The organism is Streptomyces sp. DSM 41931, from assembly GCF_050271085.1.
GTDB lineage: Bacteria > Actinomycetota > Actinomycetes > Streptomycetales > Streptomycetaceae > Streptomyces > Streptomyces albogriseolus.
Genome location: NZ_CP189902.1, coordinates 4,559,602 through 4,576,731, shown reverse-complemented (window position 1 = coordinate 4,576,731; position 17,130 = coordinate 4,559,602). Strand labels below are relative to the sequence as shown.

Sequence of the window (17,130 nt, the reverse complement as noted above, 5' to 3'; positions counted from 1 at the left end):
GTCCACCCGCTGGGGTGGACGGGCCCGTCGCCGTTTCCGCGAAGGACGCCGGGGTGGCGGCCGTGCGCTCGCCGGCGCCTGGCGTCAGCGTGCGTCCGTGGACCCCGGGGGCCGGTCGGACTCCCCCTCGGGCGGCGGCTCGGAGTGGGCCGGGGCCGGGGCGTCCGGGGCGGACATGGCCGTCGCGCCCCGCGGCCGGGGCGACTGGACGAGGGCCGCCTCGTGGGAGAACGCCCGCAGATAGCCGACGACGGTGTTGGCGACGGCGACCAGCGGCACGGCGACCACCGCGCCGCCGATGCCGGCCACGATGCCGCCGCAGGCCACCGCCAGCACCACCGCGAGCGGATGGACCCGCACCGCGCGCCCGAGGATGAACGGCTGGAGGATGTGGCCCTCGATCTGCTGGACCGCCAGCACCACCGCGAGCACCATCACGCCGGTGAACACGCCCTGGGTGACGAGCCCGACGACCACGGCCAGCGCGCCGGACACCACCGCTCCCACGAGCGGGATGAACGAGAACAGGAAGATGAAGACGGCGAGCGGCACCGCCAGCGGCACGTCGAGGAAGTAGATGCCGAGGCCGATGAAGATGGCGTCGATCAGCGCCACCACCACCGTGCCCCGCACATACGCGGTGAGCGTGCGCCAGGCGACCGGGCCGGCGCCGGCGACGCCCGGACGGGCCACGGCCGGGACCAGCTTGAGCGACCACTGCCAGATCCGCTTGCCGTCGTAGAGCAGGAACAGCGTCGAGAAGACCGCCAGCAGAATGCCGGTGAGCGCCTCGACGACGACCGTGACGCCCTCCAGTCCGGCCGAGGTGATCTGCTCGGTGTTGGCGCCGACCGCCTCGCGCAGGTTCTTGGCGATCTCGTTGATCTGCTTGTCGGTGACGTGGAACGGGCTGTTGAGCAGCCAGTTGCGCAGTTCGTCGATGCCGTCCTGGATCTGGTCCGAGAGGGTGTCGACGTTCTCCATGACCTGCCAGGTCACGAACCAGCCGATGAGTCCCATCACCACGAAGCCGAACAGCGCGGTCAGCACGGTGGCCGGTCCGCGCGGCACCCCGAGCCGCCGCAGCCGGGCGACGGTGGGCTGAAGCAGCGCGGTGATGAGCAGCGAGGCGACGAACGCCAGCACCACCAGCTGGACGGCGCTGATGATGCGCATCAGCACCCAGACGGTGCCCGCGAGCACCAGCAGGCGCCAGCCGGCCTCGGCGGCGACCCGGACGCCCCAGGGCACGGCCTGCGCCGGGTCGGGGCGCGCCGGGAGGACGACCTGGGTGTATTCGGGGGGCGGCGGAGGCCGGTCGGCGCCGGTGGCGCCGCGCGCGGGGTCGTCGTCCGGCCCCTGGTCGCGCGTGACTTCGGCGCGGCGCTCCTCCAGCCGTTTGCCGACCTTCGTCAGTCCGGCTCCGACCCGGTCGAGCCATCCTGGCAGTCGCGACATGATCCGTCCTCTTCCCCCGTTTCTCCCCACCAGTCCCCCTGGCGCCGTCGATCAGACGGTACAGGGCGACAGCCCCGCACCGTAGGACGGTGCGGGGCTGTCGCCGGAGTCGAGCGCGCCGCGAGGCGGCGGGACGGTCCGCGGACCTAGTACCAGTTGTTGGCCTGCCAGAACTCCCAGGCGCCGCACGGGCTGCCGTAGCGGTCGTCCATGTAGTTGAGGCCCCACTTGATCTGGGTGGCCGGGTTGGTCTGCCAGTCGGCGCCGGCGGAGGCCATCTTGGAGCCCGGCAGGGCCTGCACGAGGCCGTAGGCGCCGGAGGAGGGGTTCATGGCCTGGTAGTTCCAGCTGGACTCGTGGTCCACGATGTTGCTGAAGCACTGGAACTGGTCGGCGGGCACCATCTGGCGGGCGATGGCCTGGACGTCGGCGACCGAGTAGGAGGCCTGCGCCGCGAAGGAGGACGCGTCACGCGCGGCGGAGCGGCTGGCGGCCTTCTCGGCCTCCTCGCGCTCCTTGGCCTCCTGCTCGGCCTTCTGGGCTTCCTTCTTCTTCGCGATCGCGGTCTCGGCGGCGGCCTTGCGGGCTGCCTCCTCCGCGTCCTTCTTGGCGGTCGCGTCCGCGGCGATGGCCATCGTCTGGGCCTGCTGCGTCAGCGACGCGGTCTGCACCTGCGCCTGCTGCCCCGCGGGGATGTCCGCGAGCAGCGTGGTGCCGGCTGCCGTCGCTTCGGCGTCGTTGTTCTGCGCTGCGGTGCTGCCTGTGGCAACGCCGACGACGCTTCCGACAGCGGTGACCGCCGTGGCCGAGGCCACTGCGAATCCCCGGACCGAGATCCGGCTCACACGGTTTCCTTCCAGCATCGCCCGCTTCGGTGACCCTCGCGGACGCAATCGTGCCCCTGACACTGGCCTCCCCAACTACGGGTCACGGGAGGCACGGGCCCGGTGGGCAACTCCTTCGAGAGGAGCGCCGCGTGGTGCTCGGGCGGCATACGACGACGCTATGAAGTTGAAACGGTGTTTCCAAGTGGTCCTGTACCTCCCCCACTGCCTTAAGGGCGCGGGAGGCACCCCCAGGGGATACAGCTGTGTCGTATGCGGGGCCTGACAGGAGTGAGACTCTGCCGTAACCGGGCGGGGCAAGGCAATTCTCTGTTGCGTGTGAAAGCTCACATGTCGTTTGGCCCCAGCGATTATCGGAAAGCCGCACACGCGCCGACGCCGCCCGGCTAGGCTCTACGCCTTTTCCGGACGGCGCCAACTCCCGCGTAACCGACCCGTGTTGGGACGCGAGGGTCAGATGTGACCGTCTTCGAGCATTTCGGTCACAAGGGCCGCGATCTGGGACCTCTCGGACCTGCTCAGGGTCACGTGGGCGAACAGCGGGTGCCCCTTCAGCTTCTCCACGACGGCGACCACACCGTCGTACCGGCCGACCCTCAGATTGTCCCGCTGCGCCACGTCGTGCGTCAGGACAACCCGGGAATTGGCCCCGATCCGGGACAGAACGGTCAACAGGACGTTCCGCTCGAGGGACTGGGCCTCGTCCACGATGACGAACGCGTCGTGCAGCGAGCGGCCCCGGATGTGGGTGAGCGGCAGGACCTCCAGCATGCCGCGCGCGGTGACCTCCTCGATGACCTCCCGGCTGGTGACCGCCGACAGCGTGTCGAACACGGCCTGGGCCCAGGGACTCATCTTCTCGGCCTCGGAACCGGGCAGATAGCCCAGCTCCTGCCCGCCCACCGCGTACAGCGGACGGAAGACCATCACCTTCTGGTGCTGCCGCCGCTCCAGCACGGCCTCCAGACCCGCGCACAGCGCGAGCGCGGACTTGCCGGTGCCGGCCCGGCCGCCCATGGACACGATCCCGACGTCCGGGTCCAGCAGCAGGTCGAGCGCGATCCGCTGCTCGGCGCTGCGGCCCTTGATGCCGAACGCCTCCCGGTCGCCGCGCACCAGGCGGACGTTGCCCTCCGGGGTGACCCGGCCGAGCGCCTTGCCGCGCTCGGACTGGATGGTCAGGCCCGTGTGCACCGGCAGGTCCGCGGCCTCCGGCACATACACATGGCCTTCCTCGAAGAGGATGTCCACCTGCTCGCCGGGCAGGGTCAGCTCGGACATCCCGGTCCAGCCGGAGGAGTCCGTGATGGCGAGCTCCGCGCGGTACTCCTCGGCGAGGAGGCCGACGGAGGACGCCTTGATCCTGAGCGGGAGGTCCTTCGAGACGACGGTGACGTCGAATCCCTCCGCCTGCAGATTGCGGGCGACCGCGAGGATGCGGGAGTCGTTGTCCCCCAGGCGGTAGCCGCTGGGCAGCACGCTGGGGTCCGAGTGATTGAGCTCGACCCGCAGGGTTCCGCCGAGGTCCCCGGTCGGGATGGGGGCGTCGAGACGGCCGTACCGCACCCGGTAGTCGTCCAGCAGGCGCAGGGCCTGGCGGGCGAAGTAGCCGAGCTCGGGATGGTTCCGCTTGGCCTCCAGCTCCGTCACCACGACAACGGGGAGCACGACCTCGTGCTCGTCGAAGCGGCTCGGGGCATGGGGGTCGGCCAGCAGGACGCTGGTGTCGAGAACGTAGGTGCGCCGGTCGGGCTTGTGGCGCTTTGCGCTGGTCACCACGGAAGGACGAACCCCCTCGGATGAGGTCGGGGAGCGACGAGACGGAGCTGGACCGGTCGACGGCCGCGATGCACAGCGGACCGAGAACCGGCCCTCCGCCGCTTCTTCCGTGCCGTGACCGCACGGTCGGGCTGGTGCAAAGGGCCTCCCGGGCGGACGGCTCCCGTGCCGTCCGCTGAGATCCGACACCCGTGGTTCGGGCGTCGACCTGACTGAGTTATGCCCTCGAAGAAGCGCTGCCATGCCACGGCCCGTGACGACGCGCCGGTGAACGGCGCGTGACGCCTGGTGACCCGAGGGGGGCGCGAGGTGGTGCGGAGGCGCTCCGGGTGCCGCGGCGATGCGGGAGAAGGGGTGCGGGAGGCGAGGTGCGGGAGGCGAGGTGAGGGCGCTCAGCCGCCGAAGCGGCGGTGGCGGGCGGCGTAGTCGCGCAGCGCGCGCAGGAAGTCCACCTTGCGGAAGGCCGGCCAGAAGACCTCGCAGAAGTAGTACTCCGAATGGGCCGTCTGCCACAGCATGAATCCGGACAGCCGCTGTTCGCCGCTCGTGCGGATGACGAGGTCCGGGTCGGGCTGCGCCTTGGTGTAGAGGTGACGTCCGATCATGTCGACGTCCACGGACTCGGCGAGCTCGTCCATCGGGACGCCCTTGTCGTGGGCCTCGAAGAGCATGGAGCGCACGGCGTCGGCGATCTCCTGGCGTCCCCCGTACCCGATGGCGACGTTGACGACTATTCCGTCGACGTGCGCGGTGGCCGCCTCGGCCTCCTTCAGGACCGTCTGCATTCCGGAGGGCAGCAGGTCGAGCGTGCCCACGTGGTGGACCCGCCAGCGTCCGTCGGCGGCGAGGGTGCGCACCACGTCCTCGATGATGCCGAGGAGCGGGACCAGTTCCTCCTTGGGCCGGTCGAAGTTGTCCGTCGACAGCAGCCACAGGGTGACCACCTCGACGTCCGTCTCGGAGCACCAGCCGAGGAACTCCTCGATCTTCTCGGCGCCGGCCCGGTGGCCGTGCACCGTGCTGGAACCCGAGGCCTTCGCCCAGCGGCGGTTGCCGTCCATGATGACGCCGATGTGCTTCGGCACCTGAGCGGTGTCCAGGTGGCCTTCCACCCGGCGTGCGTACAGCCTGACCAGCAGGCTCCGCAGCTTGTCGCGCAGGTTCACGTGATCGTCAGCCCCTCCGTACGGATCGGACAGGCGCGGCGCCCCGCCGCGTCACGCGGCAAGCGGCCCGGTCTCGGCCGCGGGCGGCCCCTGCCCGGATGGCGGTCCCCAGAGGCGAAGCGTACCCCCGCCGGGGCGGGGGTCCCCAACGTCCGGTCTGGCGCGCTTTTGTCAGCTGTACTGCGGTGGCACGCCGTTTGCGCGCTGCCTCCGGAACCACTGCTTCGAGGGCTCCCGGCAGAGCAGCACCAGGACGGCGACGCCGGTGCCGAGCGGCAGGATGCCGAGCGGAACGCCCCGGGCGGTGCCGCTGAGCGCGAAGAAGATCTGCAGGCAGGCCAGCACGATCGAGGCCACGCGCACACCGTTGCCCGCCGTCGGGAAGCGGAACGCCAGCACGAACAGCACGGCGGTCATCAGGTGCATACCGAAGAACCGCCCCGCCCCATAGGCTCCCGCGCCGGCGGCGACGAGGACGGTCAGCAGCACGCCGACCCCGAACGCCGCGAAGATCACGATCTGCGCGGCGCGGACGGGACCGGGCATGCCGGCGGGCACGGTGGCGGGCCAGCCGGGGGGCTGGGCGTATGAGGGCTGGGCGTACGGGGAGGGCTGTCCGTACGGCGAGGGGGTGCCGGACTGTCCGTAGGGCTGTCCGTAGGGCTGTCCGTACGGCGGCTGCGCGGGCGGCGGGCCGTACGGGCCCGGGGCGCCGGGAGGCTGCTGAGGGGCCGGTGCCGGATGCTCGTTCGACATGCCGCGACTCTAGCCAGCGGGATGCGGGAAGCGACGGAGAGCGGTGAGCAAGAAAAAACGGGCCGGTCCGTGGGGGGGAGACGGACCGGCCCGAGGGGGGGTTTCCACCATAACCCTTCGTAAGTGATGCTGCGTGCATCGGCGCGGCACAACTACTCTCCGAAACCGCCCGGCGACGCCCGGATGCCCTCGGAGGAGCCGATTCAGGGGGTCTTCCTGGCCGGAACCGGGCGAAATCGCGCGAGAAAAGGGCGCTGAGGGGACTGTGTGCACGGTGTGACACCAACCCTGCACCTTTCCGGCCACTCTTCCGGCCGTCCCCCCGACGGGTGACCCCGGCGCGGGCTGCGGCTTGACCCGGAGACGGGGCGGCGGGGAGGCGGGGAGGAGAGGCGGGCGATGCGCGCCGGGAATGCGGACACCGCGCAGCCCCCTCCACTGCGCGGTGACCCTTCCGCGCAGCTTTGCTTGCGCGAATCAATTGGTCCGAACCTAAGGGACGCACCGCCGCCGATACCAGCCCTCACCCATAACGATGCGGACACTACGCGCGTGGACCGCGCGGGCGTCAGGCCCCGGGCCTGCCCGGTCCGCCCGGCCTGCGGGCCTCGACGAGATGACGTGAGCTGTGGGCCACGAAGGCCCCCTCGGCCTCGATCCGTTCGTGCAGCTCCCGCAGCCGCGGCCGGTACGCCTCGACCGTGAACCCGGGAACCATCCAGATCACCTTGCGCAGGAAGTGCACCACCGCGGCGATGTCGAAGAACTCCATGCGCAGCCGCTCGGCCCGCAGCTCCACGACCTCAAGACCGGCCGCCTCGGCGTCCCGCCGCTCCCGCCCGGGGTCGCGCGCCGTGCGGCTCTCCTCGGGCAGCGGGCCGAGGAAGTACTCGACGAGCTCGAAGGCGCTGGCGGGCCCGACGTGCTGGGCGAGGTAGGCGCCGCCGGGCCTGAGCACCCTGGCGATCTCGTCCCAGAGCGGCCGGACGGGGTGCCGGCTGGTGACGAGGGAGAGGGACCCGTCGGCGAACGGCAACGGCGCGTCCTCGGCCGCCGCGACGACGGCGGCGCCGTACGGCCGCAGCGTGTGCGCCGCCCTGCGGACGTTGGGCGGCCAGCCCTCGGTGGCGGCGACCAGCGGGGGCCGCCGGGACGCCCGGCCGAGGGCGAACGCGAGGACCTCTCCCCCGCCGGTCTGGACGTCGAGCACGGGCCCGTCCACCGCGCCCAGCCGGCCGGCGACGGTGGCGGCGTACCCCCAGGACGGCCGGGCCTCGGTGGCGCGCCCCTCGAACCAGGAGAAGTCCCACCCCTCGGTGGGCACGGAGGCGCCCTCGGCGAGGAGTTCGTCGAACGTACCCGTCCGGGTGCGGGGTTGAGGCGGGGTCATGCGGCGAGGATGCACGAGGACGGGGCGGTCCGTCGCGTGCTTTTCTCCCGCCCCGCGGGGGCGGTTTAGGTGAGGAGTGGCCGCACGTCCTCCGCGGCGAAGCGGACGAAGCCCTCCGGGTCGGGTTCGTCGCCGGTCGGCTGGAGGACGACCGTGTCGGCGCCCGCCTCGGCCAGCCGTCGTACGGCGTCGGCGACGGCGCGGGCGTCCCCGGCGACCCCGAGGCCGGCGTCCGCGCCGTGCCCCTCGGCGACCAGCTCGGCCCGCAGCCGCTCGTGCGCCCCGTCGCCGGTCGCGGTCAGCAGATAGACGACGACCCGGTGGCCCTCCGGGTCACGCCCCGCCTCGACGCGGCCCTCCCGGATCAGCCCGCACGCCTGCCGGACGCCGTCGGCGGAGGTGTCGGCGGTGAGGATGGTGCCGTCGGCGGCCTCGCCGGTGAGCCGTACGGTGCGCGGGCCCATGCCTCCGGCCAGGACGTCGACGGGGCCGGACGGGGGCCAGTCGAGCGCGACGTCGTCGAGGGTGACGTAGCGGCCCTTGGCCGTCACCGTCTCCCCGGCCAGCAGGGCGCGCAGGGCGAGGAGATGCTCCCGCAGCAGGGTGAGGGGCGACCCGACGCGCGCGCCGACCTGCCCCATCCAGTCCTGGACGCCGTGCCCCACGCCGAGGATCGGACGGCCGGGGAACATCCGGTGCAGGGAGGCGGCCTCCATGGCGGTGACGGCGACGTTCCGCAGGGGTACGGGCAGCAGTCCGACGCCGACGCGCAGACGCTCGCTCCACGCGAGGGCGGCGGCGCCGGTGGAGATGCCGCCCTCCCGGAAGCAGTCCTCCCACAGCCAGAGCTCCTCGAGCCCGGCCGCGTCGGCGGTGCGCACGACGGAGCGAAGCCGCTCGGGGGCGAGCTGGGGGCGGAACACAGCACCGAGTGTCGTCGTCATGCGGGTGTACCTACCCACACGGGCCCGCCCCGGCAAACCCTTGCCGGGGCGGGGGGAGCGGTGTCCGTCGGGCTAGCGGTTGACGGACTGGATCTCCTGGACGACGACGTCCTGGGTCGCTCCGAACTCACCGTCGGGCAGACGTTCGCCCGCGCCGCCGGATCCGGTCCAGCGGACCTCCCAGGTGACGGTCGCCTGCAGCGGGAAGGTGCCGTCGCCGGAGGAGCGCAGGTACTTCACCCCGCACGGGGGCGTCCGGTTCGCCTTGCCCTTGGCGTAGGGCTCTCCGATACGGCCGTTGTCGATCTCGCAGACACCGGAGGCGGGGTACGTCTCGGCGTCCGGGGTGCCGGGCTGGATCTTCAGCGCGACCGGCTCCGCCGTGGCCGTCGCGTAGATGCCGATCTCCGGCACGGAGGCGGTCACCGAGACCGGCTGGAACTCTGCGCCGTCGAGCCACGACCAGGTCGGCAGATTCACCTTGGTCGCCTGCGCGGGCGCGAGGGTGACCTCGGTGCCGGGGACGCGGATCTCGGAGTAGGCGAGTTCGGCGAGAACTTCCGGCGTGACGGCGTTCTCGACGTCCGCGGGCGGCGGGTCGCCCTGATCCACCCAGAAGTAGTCCCTCGTGCAGGAGTCCCAGCCGGGCGGGAAGCTCTTGTCGACGTACGAGCCCCACCAGTAGCCCTTGCCGGACTTGTGCTTGTTGAAGTCCTTCTCCGGGTCGTCGGGGTTCGTGTACTTCTTCCGCTGCTCGTTGTCCCACTCGTGCCCCGTCGAACCGGCCTCCCAGATCGGCTCCAGGTACGCCTGCAGCTCCTCGGGGGAGTACTTGGGCGCGTACCAGCAGGGCGGGGGCGACCACGAGGTGCTCGACGTGAGCGCGCCGACCTTGCCGCCCTTGCCGTTCTTGGAGTGATCGAAGCGGACGCCTCCGGCGGAGACGGAGAGGGTGCCGTCGTCGTTGAGGTTGGCGCCTTTGTCTTCACCCTGGGTTCCGCTGCCCAGGTCGTCGTCGGCGTGAGCCACGCCGGGCAGGGCCAGGAGGAACACGACCGCGCCGACAGCGGCGAACGTCCGGAAAGTGCGGGTCACGGCTGGCACTTGGCGCTCCCACTCTGCGAGACGATCTTCTGAATGACCCACACGCCCTTGTCGTTCTTCTTCAGCGACGTGTGGTAAATCACGTAGCTCTTGGCGGTGACCTCGGTCTTCTTGATCTTGTTGGTCTCGAGGTACTTCACGAAGGCCTTGCCCTGGTCCTCGCAATAGCTGAGCGAGGCCGTTCCATCCTTACCGACATTCACTTCCGGTGCGTAGAAGCGGTAGGACCCGGTGACCGCGGCCTTGTGGTCCACGTAGTCCTGCACAAACCTCTGCGTCTCGGCCGCTGCTTCACCCTCGTAGTAGTAGAGGTAGGCCTTGTCCAGTGCGTTCTGCTTGACGATCGCCTGGTCCACCGCCTTGATGGACTGCTCGCTGTCGGCCAGGACCGCGTCCTTCTCCTTGTCGCCGGTCTTCGGCCAGTCGAAGGTGTAGGAGAGGTCACTGGGCAGCTCGATCTTCGGGCGGTCGTCCGAGACCGGGGCGGACGTGGCCGGCGAGGGCGACTTCTTGTCACCCGTGTCCGCTCCCGCGATCGTGTCGCTGTCCTTCGCAGGAGTGTCGTCGTCGCTTCCGCACGCGGACAGCGTCAGAGCCGCGGTGGCGGTCAGCGCAAGCGCTGCGAGCAGGGTGGGACGGCGGTTCACAGTCGGCTCCCGGTGGGGCGAGGCGTCACATCAGCGCACCAACGCTATCCAGCGGGCGCGGCGCGACACCAGAGCGAATGGGTCAACTGCAACACAGCTAATACCGAATTGGGACGCGGAGCCCTACGTCAGGGCCGGCACGTGGCACTTCCCCGCTGCGACGACAGACGCTCGGTCACCCACACACCGTTCCCGTTCTTCCGCACGGTGGCCGCATAGATCACGTAGGAGTTCTTGGTCACCGGTGTGACGTCCGTCTTGCCGGTCTCGAGGAACTTGTTGAAAGCCCTACTTTGATCCTCGCAGTAGACGAGGGCGGCGGTTCCGTCCTCGTGGACCGTCACGTCGGCGTCGTAGAAGCGGGTGAACCCCGCCGTACGAGCCTTGTGATCGACGAAGTCCTGAATGTACCGCTGACTTCCCGCGGCAGCCGTGCCCTCGGAGTAGAAGCGGTAGGCCTCGTGGAGCGGGTCCTGTTCCGCGATGGCCAGATCCACCGCCTTGATCCGCTGCTCGGTGTCCGCGAGCACGGCGTCCTTCACGGGGTCGCCCGTCGTGCCCCAGTCGAACGCGTGGGTCACGTCGGAAGGCAACTTGATCACGGGGCGACCGCCGTCGGCGGCGGGGGCCGAAGGCGAGGGCGAGGGCTGTGCAGCAGCGGAAGCCTTGTCGCTGCCCTTGGCAGGCGCGTCGGTGTCGTTCCCGCCGCAGGCGGTGAGCGTCAGTGCCACGGCCAGGGCGAGGGTGGCGAGGACGAGGCGGCGGGGGTTCAAGAAGGCTCCCGGTGGGGCGAGGCGTCGCTTTCGTGGGGTCACGTTATCTATGGCTGGCACTGAGTCGCGCCCCTGGTGGAGATGATCTGAGACGTCTGCCAGACGCCCTCTGCGTTCTTGTCGAGCCTCGTGTTGTACAGCACGTAGCTGTTCTTGGTGACCGGCGTCTTGTGGATCTCGTTGGTCTTCTTGTCCTTGCTGAAGCCCCTGCTCTCGTCCGCGCAGAAGACCAGGGTGGCGGAGTCCTCGCCCGTGAGCGTCACCTCGCGGTCGTAGTAGCGGGCCTCGCCAGTCAATGTCGCCCCGGCCTCCTCGAACTGGACGACCCAGTCCTGCGCGGCTTGCAGGGCTTTGCCGGTGTTGTAGAAGGCGAGCGCCTTGCCCTCGGGGTCCGTCCCGGTGATCGCGGCGTCGACCGCGCGCATCCGTTCCGCGTTGTCCGCGAGGATCGCATCCTTGACTGGGTCACCCGTCTCGCCGCCCTCGAAGGTCAGCTCGAGGTCTGCCGGCAACTCAATCTTCGGGCGGTCGGGAGACGTGGCGGCCGACGTGCTCACGGACGCGCGCTTGTTGCCGCCATCGGCCTGGGTGCCGCTCGCTTTGTCGTCGTCGCTTCCGCACGCGGACAGCGTCAGGGCGGCGGTAGCGGTCAGTGCCAGTGCTGTGAGGAGGGTGGGGCGGCGGTTCACGGTCGGCTCCTGGAGTGGCTGTCGCGCATTCACGGCTGGCACTTCTCGCTGCCCCGCTCGGATGCGACGTCCGTCGTCTGCCAGACGCCGTCGGCATTCTTGGTGAGTGCGGTGTGGTAGAGCACGTAACTGTCGGCAGTGGTCGGAGTGTTGTCCACCTTGCCGGTCTTCCTGTTCTTCAGGAAGGACTTGCTCTCGTCCGAGCAATAGGTGATGTACGCCTTCTTGGTGCCGGAAAGCTCCACCTCGTAGTCGAAGTACCGGGTCTCACCGACCCATGTGTCGTTCGCCTTGATGTACCGGTTGACGAAGACGATCGCCCCGCTCAGCGCACGGTCCACGTTGTAGAAGCCCAGCGCCTCGGAATCGGTCGAACCCTTGAAGATGGCCTCGTCCACAGAGTTCACGCCCAGCGTGCTGTCCCGCAGCGCCGCGTCCTTCGCCGCGTCGCCCGTCTTCTCGTATTCGAAGACATTCTTCGCGTCGGACGGGAACGTCATGGTCGGGCGCACGCTTGATTCCGACGCCGTTGGCGTCGGGGCAGGGGATGGGGCCTGGGACGCAGGCTTGCTGTCTGCCGGCTTTTCCGAGGCGGCCGTGTCCTCGCCGCCGCACGCGGTCGCGGTCAGGGCCGTGGTCACGGCGAGCGTCGTGAGAAGGGCGGTGCGGCGGTTCAAGGAAGCTCCCGGTGGGGCGAGGCGTCGCTTTCGTGGGGTCACGTTATCCAGTGGCGCGGGGTACGTTCGCCGGGGTGAGGGGAGGCGCGGTGGTGCGGTGGCGGGACGGGCGTGGGGAGTTGGTCGTGCTGCGGCCGGACGGGGGCGTCAGCGCGCGGGTGCCGTTGGAGATCGCGGCGTCCTATCGGGCGCGGACGCGGGGGTTGCTCGGGCGGGACGCCCTGGAGGAAGCCCTGTTGCTCACGCCCGCCAACAGCATCCACACCTTCCGTATGCGCATGCCCATCGACGTCGCCTACCTGGACCGGCGGCTCCGCGTGCTCGCCGTGCGCACCATGCCGCCGGGACGGCTGGGGCGGCCGCGCGTCCGGGCGCGGCATGTGGTCGAGGCCGAGGCGGGCGCCATGGCGGGATGGGGGCTTGGCGTGGGGGCGGTGGTGGAGGTCCGTGCACTCCGCTGAGCCGGCTCAGTTCTCCCCTCGCGGGAACGAGATCTCCACCCGCCGGTTCTTCTTCCGGCCCTCTTCCGTCGAGTTGTCCGCGATCGGGTAGTCCTCGCCGTACCCACGCACTTCGTAGGTGATGTTCGCGTCGCTCAGCTCCTGTTCCAGGATGCCGTGCACCGCGTTGGCCCGCTTGCGGGACAGCACGTCGCCGTGCGCGGACGAGCCGAGGTTGTCCGTGAACCCGAAGACGCGGATGCGGGTCGCGTTCTGCGTCTTGATCTCGTTCGCGATGACGCTGATGCGGGCCCTCGCCTGTCCGGAGATCCTGGCGCTGTCCTTGCCGAAGAGGACCTCCGCCTGGAGGGCGAACGTCACGTTCGTGTTCGTGTCCTCGCGGCGCTCGTCCCCGCTCTGGTCCTCGACGACGGACTTGATGTCCAGCACCTTCGGCTCGGCGAGGGTGGCCCCGTCGGGGAGCTTCAGGTCGGGGTCGTTGGGGTCCAGTTCCACGGGCGCGGAGGCGCTGGCTTCCGTGCCCGGCGGGACGCTCGGTCCGTCGTCGGCGCGGGCCACGGCCGGGCCGGCGGCCAGCAGAGTGGCGAGCGTGCCGATGAGAAGGAGGCGCGTGTGTGTCATCCCTGCCTCACCCAGAGATCTGGATGGTGCCGCTGGCGAACATGGGCAACTGGATGGACACCTCGACCGTGTCGGTGGGCGGCGCGGGGAACTGCATGAAGACCGGCACCGACTCACCCGACTTGATGCCGGTGATGCCCGTGGTCGTCAGAGGGCGGCCGTCCGTGTCACGCAGGACGTAGTAGCGCTTCTTGCCCTTGCTGTCGACCAACGTCGCCCCGCCGAGCGACCGACCGTTGCGGATGACCTCGGTCTCGTTGCCACTCAGCTGCGCGGGCAGGTTCAGCGACTTGTCACTGTCGTTCTTCAGGGTCCCGTTGACCGTGACGAAGCCGCCGTCGTCCCGCTCGGCCGAGGTGACCTGGAGCAGCAAGCCGTCCGGCCCCCTGAGCTCCGCGAGCGTCTCCGTGGCTTCGTTTTCCTGAGCGCTCGGTTCGGACCCGCGTTCCTGTGATGCGGACGCGGTGCTCTCCGGCTTGCCGTCGTCGTCCCCGCCACCGCCGCAGCCGGCCACGCCCAGGGCCAGTCCGGCCGCAACAACCAGCGCGACGGCCCCGCTACGGGCCCTCGTTGTGAACCGAACGCTCATACCCTGCATCCTCAGTCACTCGTCGTTAGCTTGTCAGTCGGCCAGGTGAACGTCGAAAAGGTCCTCGGGCTTCGGCAGCAGGTCCTCGGGCGCCTCGGGGTCCAGCTCCCAGTCGGTCCCGCCCTTGCAATTGAGCGTCGGGAGCCTTTCCTCTTCGTCGGCTTCCTCTCCCCCGGCGGGTAGTTCGAAGCCGCAGCGTGGCTCGATCACCGCGCTGGCCGTCGCCCTTGACTTCTTCGTCTCGGTGCCGGGCACGATGGAATCACCGACCGTCTTGTTCGTCTGCACTTCGACCGTGTAGCCGAGGAGACCGTCCGCATCGCAGCTCAGGACCGTCGCGTCGTTGGCGGCAGCCAGCTGCTCGGCCCTCCAGCACGACGGTGTCAGCCCTTCCGCCATGCCATCGAAGATGTCCTGCCACTTCTCGGGGTCGAGGAGGTTTTCCACCCACGCCCCGGACAGCTGGTCGCGTCTCTCCTGTGCGGCTGCGAGAGCCGCAGCGTCGGCGGCGGTCTGCGCGCCGTTCCGGTTCGCTGCAGCCTGACCGACGGCCAGGTACGCGAACGCGAGAAAGAGCAGACCCCCCACCACCGTGATGTAGATGGGAAAGGCCTGCCCGGAATCGGCGATGTGCCGCCGACGGGTCAGATGCCGGTGACCTCGCTGATCTTGTCGGTGATGGCATTGAAGATCGTCTGCCCGATATCCGTCCCCGTGATCGCCAGCACAATAGCCACCACCACCGCGATGATCCCCAGGTACTCCACCGCCGTCTGCCCCCGGTCGTCGCGACGGGATGCGCGGGACTGGAGGTGCCTGACCGTCGTGTTGATCCAGTTGCCCATGGTGTTCCCCTCCGGCTGACGCGGTGGCGGCCTGGGTGCCGGGGCCGCTGTCGACCTCGGCACCGTACGAGGGGTTGGTCAGGCCCCTCAAGGGTCCCGGGGCCCATTTCCGGACCCAAGGGCGGGCCCATCGCGTCGTCGGCGTGCGCCTCACCACCGGTCACCTCCGTCCCGGGCCGGACCCCGCCGCGTCCCGAGCCACTTGGCCGTGGCCTCGGAGCGGCTCGTGCTGTGCAGCTTCGCGAAGATGCGGTTGATGTGGTTCTTGACCGTCTTCTCGCTGATGAAGCAGGTGGCGGCGATCTGCTGGTTGCTCATGCCGGACGCGATGAGCTCCATGATCTCCGCCTCCCTCGCGCTCAGCCCGTACGTCGACCTGTCAGACACCGACTGTGCCATACCTGGTTGCAGTTGCGAAAGGTTTTCCGTAGAAGTAGGTCCGGCATTCAGCCAACTCCTCCCAGACGCAGCGCCGGAAGCGGAGTCGCCAGCACCCCCCGCCCGCAATTGCGCCAGCAACCTCCCCGCCGCTGTCGGCGTCAAGTGCGGCCTCCCCCGCCTCGCGTCCCGTACCGCCGTCACCAGCTCGTCCGGGGTGAACTCGCCGTGCACCAGATACCCGTTGGCGCCCCGGCGCAGTGCCTCGTGGACGATGTCCGACTCCCCGCTGTACGTCAGCATCAGGACCGCCGTGAGCGGCACCAGGTGAGGGAGGGCCGTGAGGCCGTCCACCCCCGGCATGCGGACGTCCAGCAGCACCACGTCGGGAGAGTGGGCGAGCGTCGCCTCGTACGCCTGCCTGCCGTCCGCCGCCTCCGCCACCACCTCCAGGTCCTCGCGGCCGGAGAGGAGGGCCGTCAACCCCGCGCGGACCACCGGGTTGTCGTCGGCCACGACCAGCCGCAGAGGGTCGGGAGGCGGCACCTCCCCGAACGGGTCCCGTTCACCGCTCATGGCGGACCTCCGTCCTCGGTAACGCGAGCGGCCACTCCACCCGCACCTCCGTGCCGCGCCCCCGTTCGCCCCGTCCGAAGCTGATGCGCGCCCCGACCGAGGCGGCCCGTTCGGCCATGCCCACCAGGCCGAAGTGGCCCGAGCGGCGCAGGCGGTCGAGGTCGGGAGGGGCGGGGAGGCCGGGCAGGCCCGTGCCGTCGTCGCGGACGCTGACCGTCAGAACGTCGGCCTGAACGGCGGCCCGTACGTCCACTCGAGCCGCCCGTGCATGACGGTGGGCGTTCTCCATCGCCTCCTCGGTGATGGAGAGGAGCTGGCGGGCCACCGCCGGGGGCACCCGCAGCGGCCGGCCGCCCTCACCCGTCCTCGCGTACGTCACCGGCGCCCCGCTCCGCGCCCTGAAGTCCCGCACCGCACACGCCAGCTCCCCCAGCACGTCCACCGCCCGCCCCGGCTCCCCCTGCCTCCGCAGGTCCGTCAGCAGTTCCCGTGACTCGGCGGCCGCCCTCCGCGCGGACCGCGCGACCAGTTCCGCCTGGCGTTTGACCAGGGCCGGGTCCATGCGGGCGGCGCCCGCCGAGCAGGCCAGGCCGTCGGCCGCCAGGGCGACCCCGTGCAGCGTCTTGGCCACCGAGTCGTGCATCTCCCGGGCCAGACGCGCCCGTTCGGCGTCGACCGCCTCCGTGACCGCGAGCCGGGCCCGGACCGCGGCCAGGGCGCGGGTCGCCTCGCCGAGGTGGAGCATCAGCTTGCGCAGGCTGGAGCCGACCGCCCCCGCGATCACGCACAGGCCGGGCAGGATCAGCGTCTCGGCGGGTTCCGTGTGCGGGTTGTCCAGCGTGGCGTGGACGAGCAGCAGGATCACGCCCTGGAGCGAGGCGAAGACGGCCGCGCCGCGCCAGCCGTAGATGAGGCCCGCGAGCAGCGGCGTGCAGACGCTGACGTAGGCGAGGGTGGTGTCGGGGCCGGCGGAGACCAGCAGCAGCGCGCCGAAGAGGGTGTCCGCCGCGAGGAGGGTGGGGTGGCGCAGGAGGAGGGGGCCGAAGCGCTCCCAGTCGCGGAAGAGGGCGTACGACACCATGAAGGTGACGACGACCGCGCTGCCGACCAGGCGTACGCCCCAGCCGGGGCCCGCGTTGAGCAGGGCGGACGGGGCGGCCACGGCGATCATCGCGAGCCGGAAGCCGAAGGCCTGCCGGCACAGTGCCTGGAGGGCGTTCACCTGGAGCTGGGTGTCCGTGACCGGTGGGGCGGGCGGCTCCTGGGGGACGCGAGGCGTGTGCGGCGGAACCGGCGTCCCCGCCACCCCCTGCGGCGTCCGCGCTCGCACCGCGACCGGCGCGACCGGCCCCGCCCCCGCCCGCCGTCGAAGAGCCGGGCCGCGGCGCCGCCGCCACGCCCGTCCCCTTCGCGTCCGCGTCGTCGTCATCGC

The 17,130-nt window shown here is 70.6% G+C and carries 19 protein-coding genes; 1 reads left to right on the top strand and 18 read right to left on the bottom strand.

Annotated features, from left to right (window positions below):
- Positions 1–84: 84 nt before the first annotated feature.
- The 12 genes from ACP7TJ_RS21340 to ACP7TJ_RS21285 all read right to left on the bottom strand — a co-directional run bounded on the left by ACP7TJ_RS21340 (position 85) and on the right by ACP7TJ_RS21285 (position 12,228).
- Entirely contained in the window at positions 85–1,458 is a 1,374-nt protein-coding gene (locus ACP7TJ_RS21340; protein ID WP_427764648.1) for an AI-2E family transporter, read from the bottom strand.
- 146 nt (positions 1,459–1,604) lie between these two features.
- Positions 1,605–2,303: a transglycosylase SLT domain-containing protein gene (locus ACP7TJ_RS21335; protein ID WP_246532220.1), complete on the bottom strand. Its 699-nt coding sequence runs from the start codon at positions 2,301–2,303 to the stop codon at positions 1,605–1,607.
- A gap of 453 nt (positions 2,304–2,756) precedes the next feature.
- A complete protein-coding gene (locus tag ACP7TJ_RS21330; protein ID WP_167740931.1) occupies positions 2,757–4,082 on the bottom strand; it encodes a PhoH family protein in 1,326 nt (441 codons plus the stop codon).
- Positions 4,083–4,474: 392 nt separating this feature from the next.
- Positions 4,475–5,248: an isoprenyl transferase gene (locus ACP7TJ_RS21325; RefSeq protein ID WP_093766831.1), complete on the bottom strand. Its 774-nt coding sequence runs from the start codon at positions 5,246–5,248 to the stop codon at positions 4,475–4,477.
- Between the two features lie 171 nt (positions 5,249–5,419).
- Positions 5,420–6,004, bottom strand: a complete 585-nt coding sequence (locus ACP7TJ_RS21320) for a hypothetical protein (RefSeq protein ID WP_401407046.1) — start codon at positions 6,002–6,004, stop codon at positions 5,420–5,422.
- A gap of 568 nt (positions 6,005–6,572) precedes the next feature.
- A complete protein-coding gene (locus tag ACP7TJ_RS21315) occupies positions 6,573–7,394 on the bottom strand; it encodes a class I SAM-dependent methyltransferase (protein ID WP_401543555.1) in 822 nt (273 codons plus the stop codon).
- Between the two features lie 65 nt (positions 7,395–7,459).
- Positions 7,460–8,338: an LLM class flavin-dependent oxidoreductase gene (locus tag ACP7TJ_RS21310; protein WP_367449754.1), complete on the bottom strand. Its 879-nt coding sequence runs from the start codon at positions 8,336–8,338 to the stop codon at positions 7,460–7,462.
- A 72-nt stretch (positions 8,339–8,410) separates the two neighbouring features.
- Positions 8,411–9,442: a hypothetical protein gene (locus tag ACP7TJ_RS21305; protein ID WP_193459063.1), complete on the bottom strand. Its 1,032-nt coding sequence runs from the start codon at positions 9,440–9,442 to the stop codon at positions 8,411–8,413.
- Positions 9,430–10,089, bottom strand: a complete 660-nt coding sequence (locus ACP7TJ_RS21300; protein WP_427764640.1) for a hypothetical protein — start codon at positions 10,087–10,089, stop codon at positions 9,430–9,432. Before ACP7TJ_RS21300 ends, ACP7TJ_RS21305 begins: the two co-directional genes overlap by 13 nt.
- A 128-nt stretch (positions 10,090–10,217) precedes the next feature.
- On the bottom strand, positions 10,218–10,862 hold the full coding sequence (locus ACP7TJ_RS21295) for a hypothetical protein (protein ID WP_427764637.1): 645 nt from the start codon (positions 10,860–10,862) through the stop codon (positions 10,218–10,220).
- A 47-nt stretch (positions 10,863–10,909) separates the two neighbouring features.
- Positions 10,910–11,551, bottom strand: a complete 642-nt coding sequence (locus tag ACP7TJ_RS21290) for a hypothetical protein (protein ID WP_427764634.1) — start codon at positions 11,549–11,551, stop codon at positions 10,910–10,912.
- A gap of 29 nt (positions 11,552–11,580) precedes the next feature.
- Positions 11,581–12,228: a hypothetical protein gene (locus ACP7TJ_RS21285; protein WP_427764631.1), complete on the bottom strand. Its 648-nt coding sequence runs from the start codon at positions 12,226–12,228 to the stop codon at positions 11,581–11,583.
- 89 nt (positions 12,229–12,317) lie between these two features.
- Here ACP7TJ_RS21285 and ACP7TJ_RS21280 point away from each other — a divergent pair, with 89 nt between their 5' ends.
- Entirely contained in the window at positions 12,318–12,689 is a 372-nt protein-coding gene (locus ACP7TJ_RS21280) for a DUF192 domain-containing protein (RefSeq protein WP_427767426.1), read from the top strand.
- Positions 12,690–12,695: 6 nt separating this feature from the next.
- Here the strand turns inward: ACP7TJ_RS21280 and ACP7TJ_RS21275 are convergent, their stop codons facing one another.
- From ACP7TJ_RS21275 to ACP7TJ_RS21250, 6 genes are all read right to left on the bottom strand, one after another.
- Entirely contained in the window at positions 12,696–13,310 is a 615-nt protein-coding gene (locus ACP7TJ_RS21275) for an OmpA family protein (RefSeq protein ID WP_093766823.1), read from the bottom strand.
- A 7-nt stretch (positions 13,311–13,317) separates the two neighbouring features.
- Entirely contained in the window at positions 13,318–13,899 is a 582-nt protein-coding gene (locus ACP7TJ_RS21270; protein ID WP_093766822.1) for a hypothetical protein, read from the bottom strand.
- A 33-nt stretch (positions 13,900–13,932) separates the two neighbouring features.
- Positions 13,933–14,547 carry a pilus assembly protein TadG-related protein gene (locus ACP7TJ_RS21265; protein WP_093767030.1) on the bottom strand — a complete coding sequence of 205 codons (615 nt, stop codon included), beginning with the start codon at positions 14,545–14,547 and terminating at the stop codon, positions 13,933–13,935.
- Complete coding sequence (locus tag ACP7TJ_RS21260; protein WP_093766821.1) at positions 14,544–14,744, bottom strand: Flp family type IVb pilin; 201 nt, start codon at positions 14,742–14,744, stop codon at positions 14,544–14,546. The genes ACP7TJ_RS21265 and ACP7TJ_RS21260 overlap by 4 nt, the downstream gene beginning before the upstream one ends.
- Positions 14,745–14,894: 150 nt before the next feature.
- Positions 14,895–15,698, bottom strand: a complete 804-nt coding sequence (locus ACP7TJ_RS21255; protein WP_427764628.1) for a response regulator — start codon at positions 15,696–15,698, stop codon at positions 14,895–14,897.
- Positions 15,688–17,127, bottom strand: coding sequence for a sensor histidine kinase (locus ACP7TJ_RS21250; protein WP_390922108.1), 1,440 nt, complete (start codon positions 17,125–17,127; stop codon positions 15,688–15,690). Before ACP7TJ_RS21250 ends, ACP7TJ_RS21255 begins: the two co-directional genes overlap by 11 nt.
- Between the last annotated feature and the right edge of the window lie 3 nt (positions 17,128–17,130).

Coding starts and splice junctions, on each gene's coding strand:
- ACP7TJ_RS21340 (WP_427764648.1), bottom strand. CDS start 1,458: ATGTCGCGACTGCCAGGATGGCTCGACCGGGTCGGAGCCGGACTGACG.
- ACP7TJ_RS21320 (WP_401407046.1), bottom strand. CDS start 6,004: ATGTCGAACGAGCATCCGGCACCGGCCCCTCAGCAGCCTCCCGGCGCC.
- ACP7TJ_RS21315 (WP_401543555.1), bottom strand. CDS start 7,394: ATGACCCCGCCTCAACCCCGCACCCGGACGGGTACGTTCGACGAACTC.
- ACP7TJ_RS21310 (WP_367449754.1), bottom strand. CDS start 8,338: ATGACGACGACACTCGGTGCTGTGTTCCGCCCCCAGCTCGCCCCCGAG.
- ACP7TJ_RS21275 (WP_093766823.1), bottom strand. CDS start 13,310: ATGACACACACGCGCCTCCTTCTCATCGGCACGCTCGCCACTCTGCTG.
- ACP7TJ_RS21270 (WP_093766822.1), bottom strand. CDS start 13,899: ATGAGCGTTCGGTTCACAACGAGGGCCCGTAGCGGGGCCGTCGCGCTG.
- ACP7TJ_RS21260 (WP_093766821.1), bottom strand. CDS start 14,744: ATGGGCAACTGGATCAACACGACGGTCAGGCACCTCCAGTCCCGCGCA.
- ACP7TJ_RS21255 (WP_427764628.1), bottom strand. CDS start 15,698: ATGAGCGGTGAACGGGACCCGTTCGGGGAGGTGCCGCCTCCCGACCCT.
- ACP7TJ_RS21250 (WP_390922108.1), bottom strand. CDS start 17,127: ATGACGACGACGCGGACGCGAAGGGGACGGGCGTGGCGGCGGCGCCGC.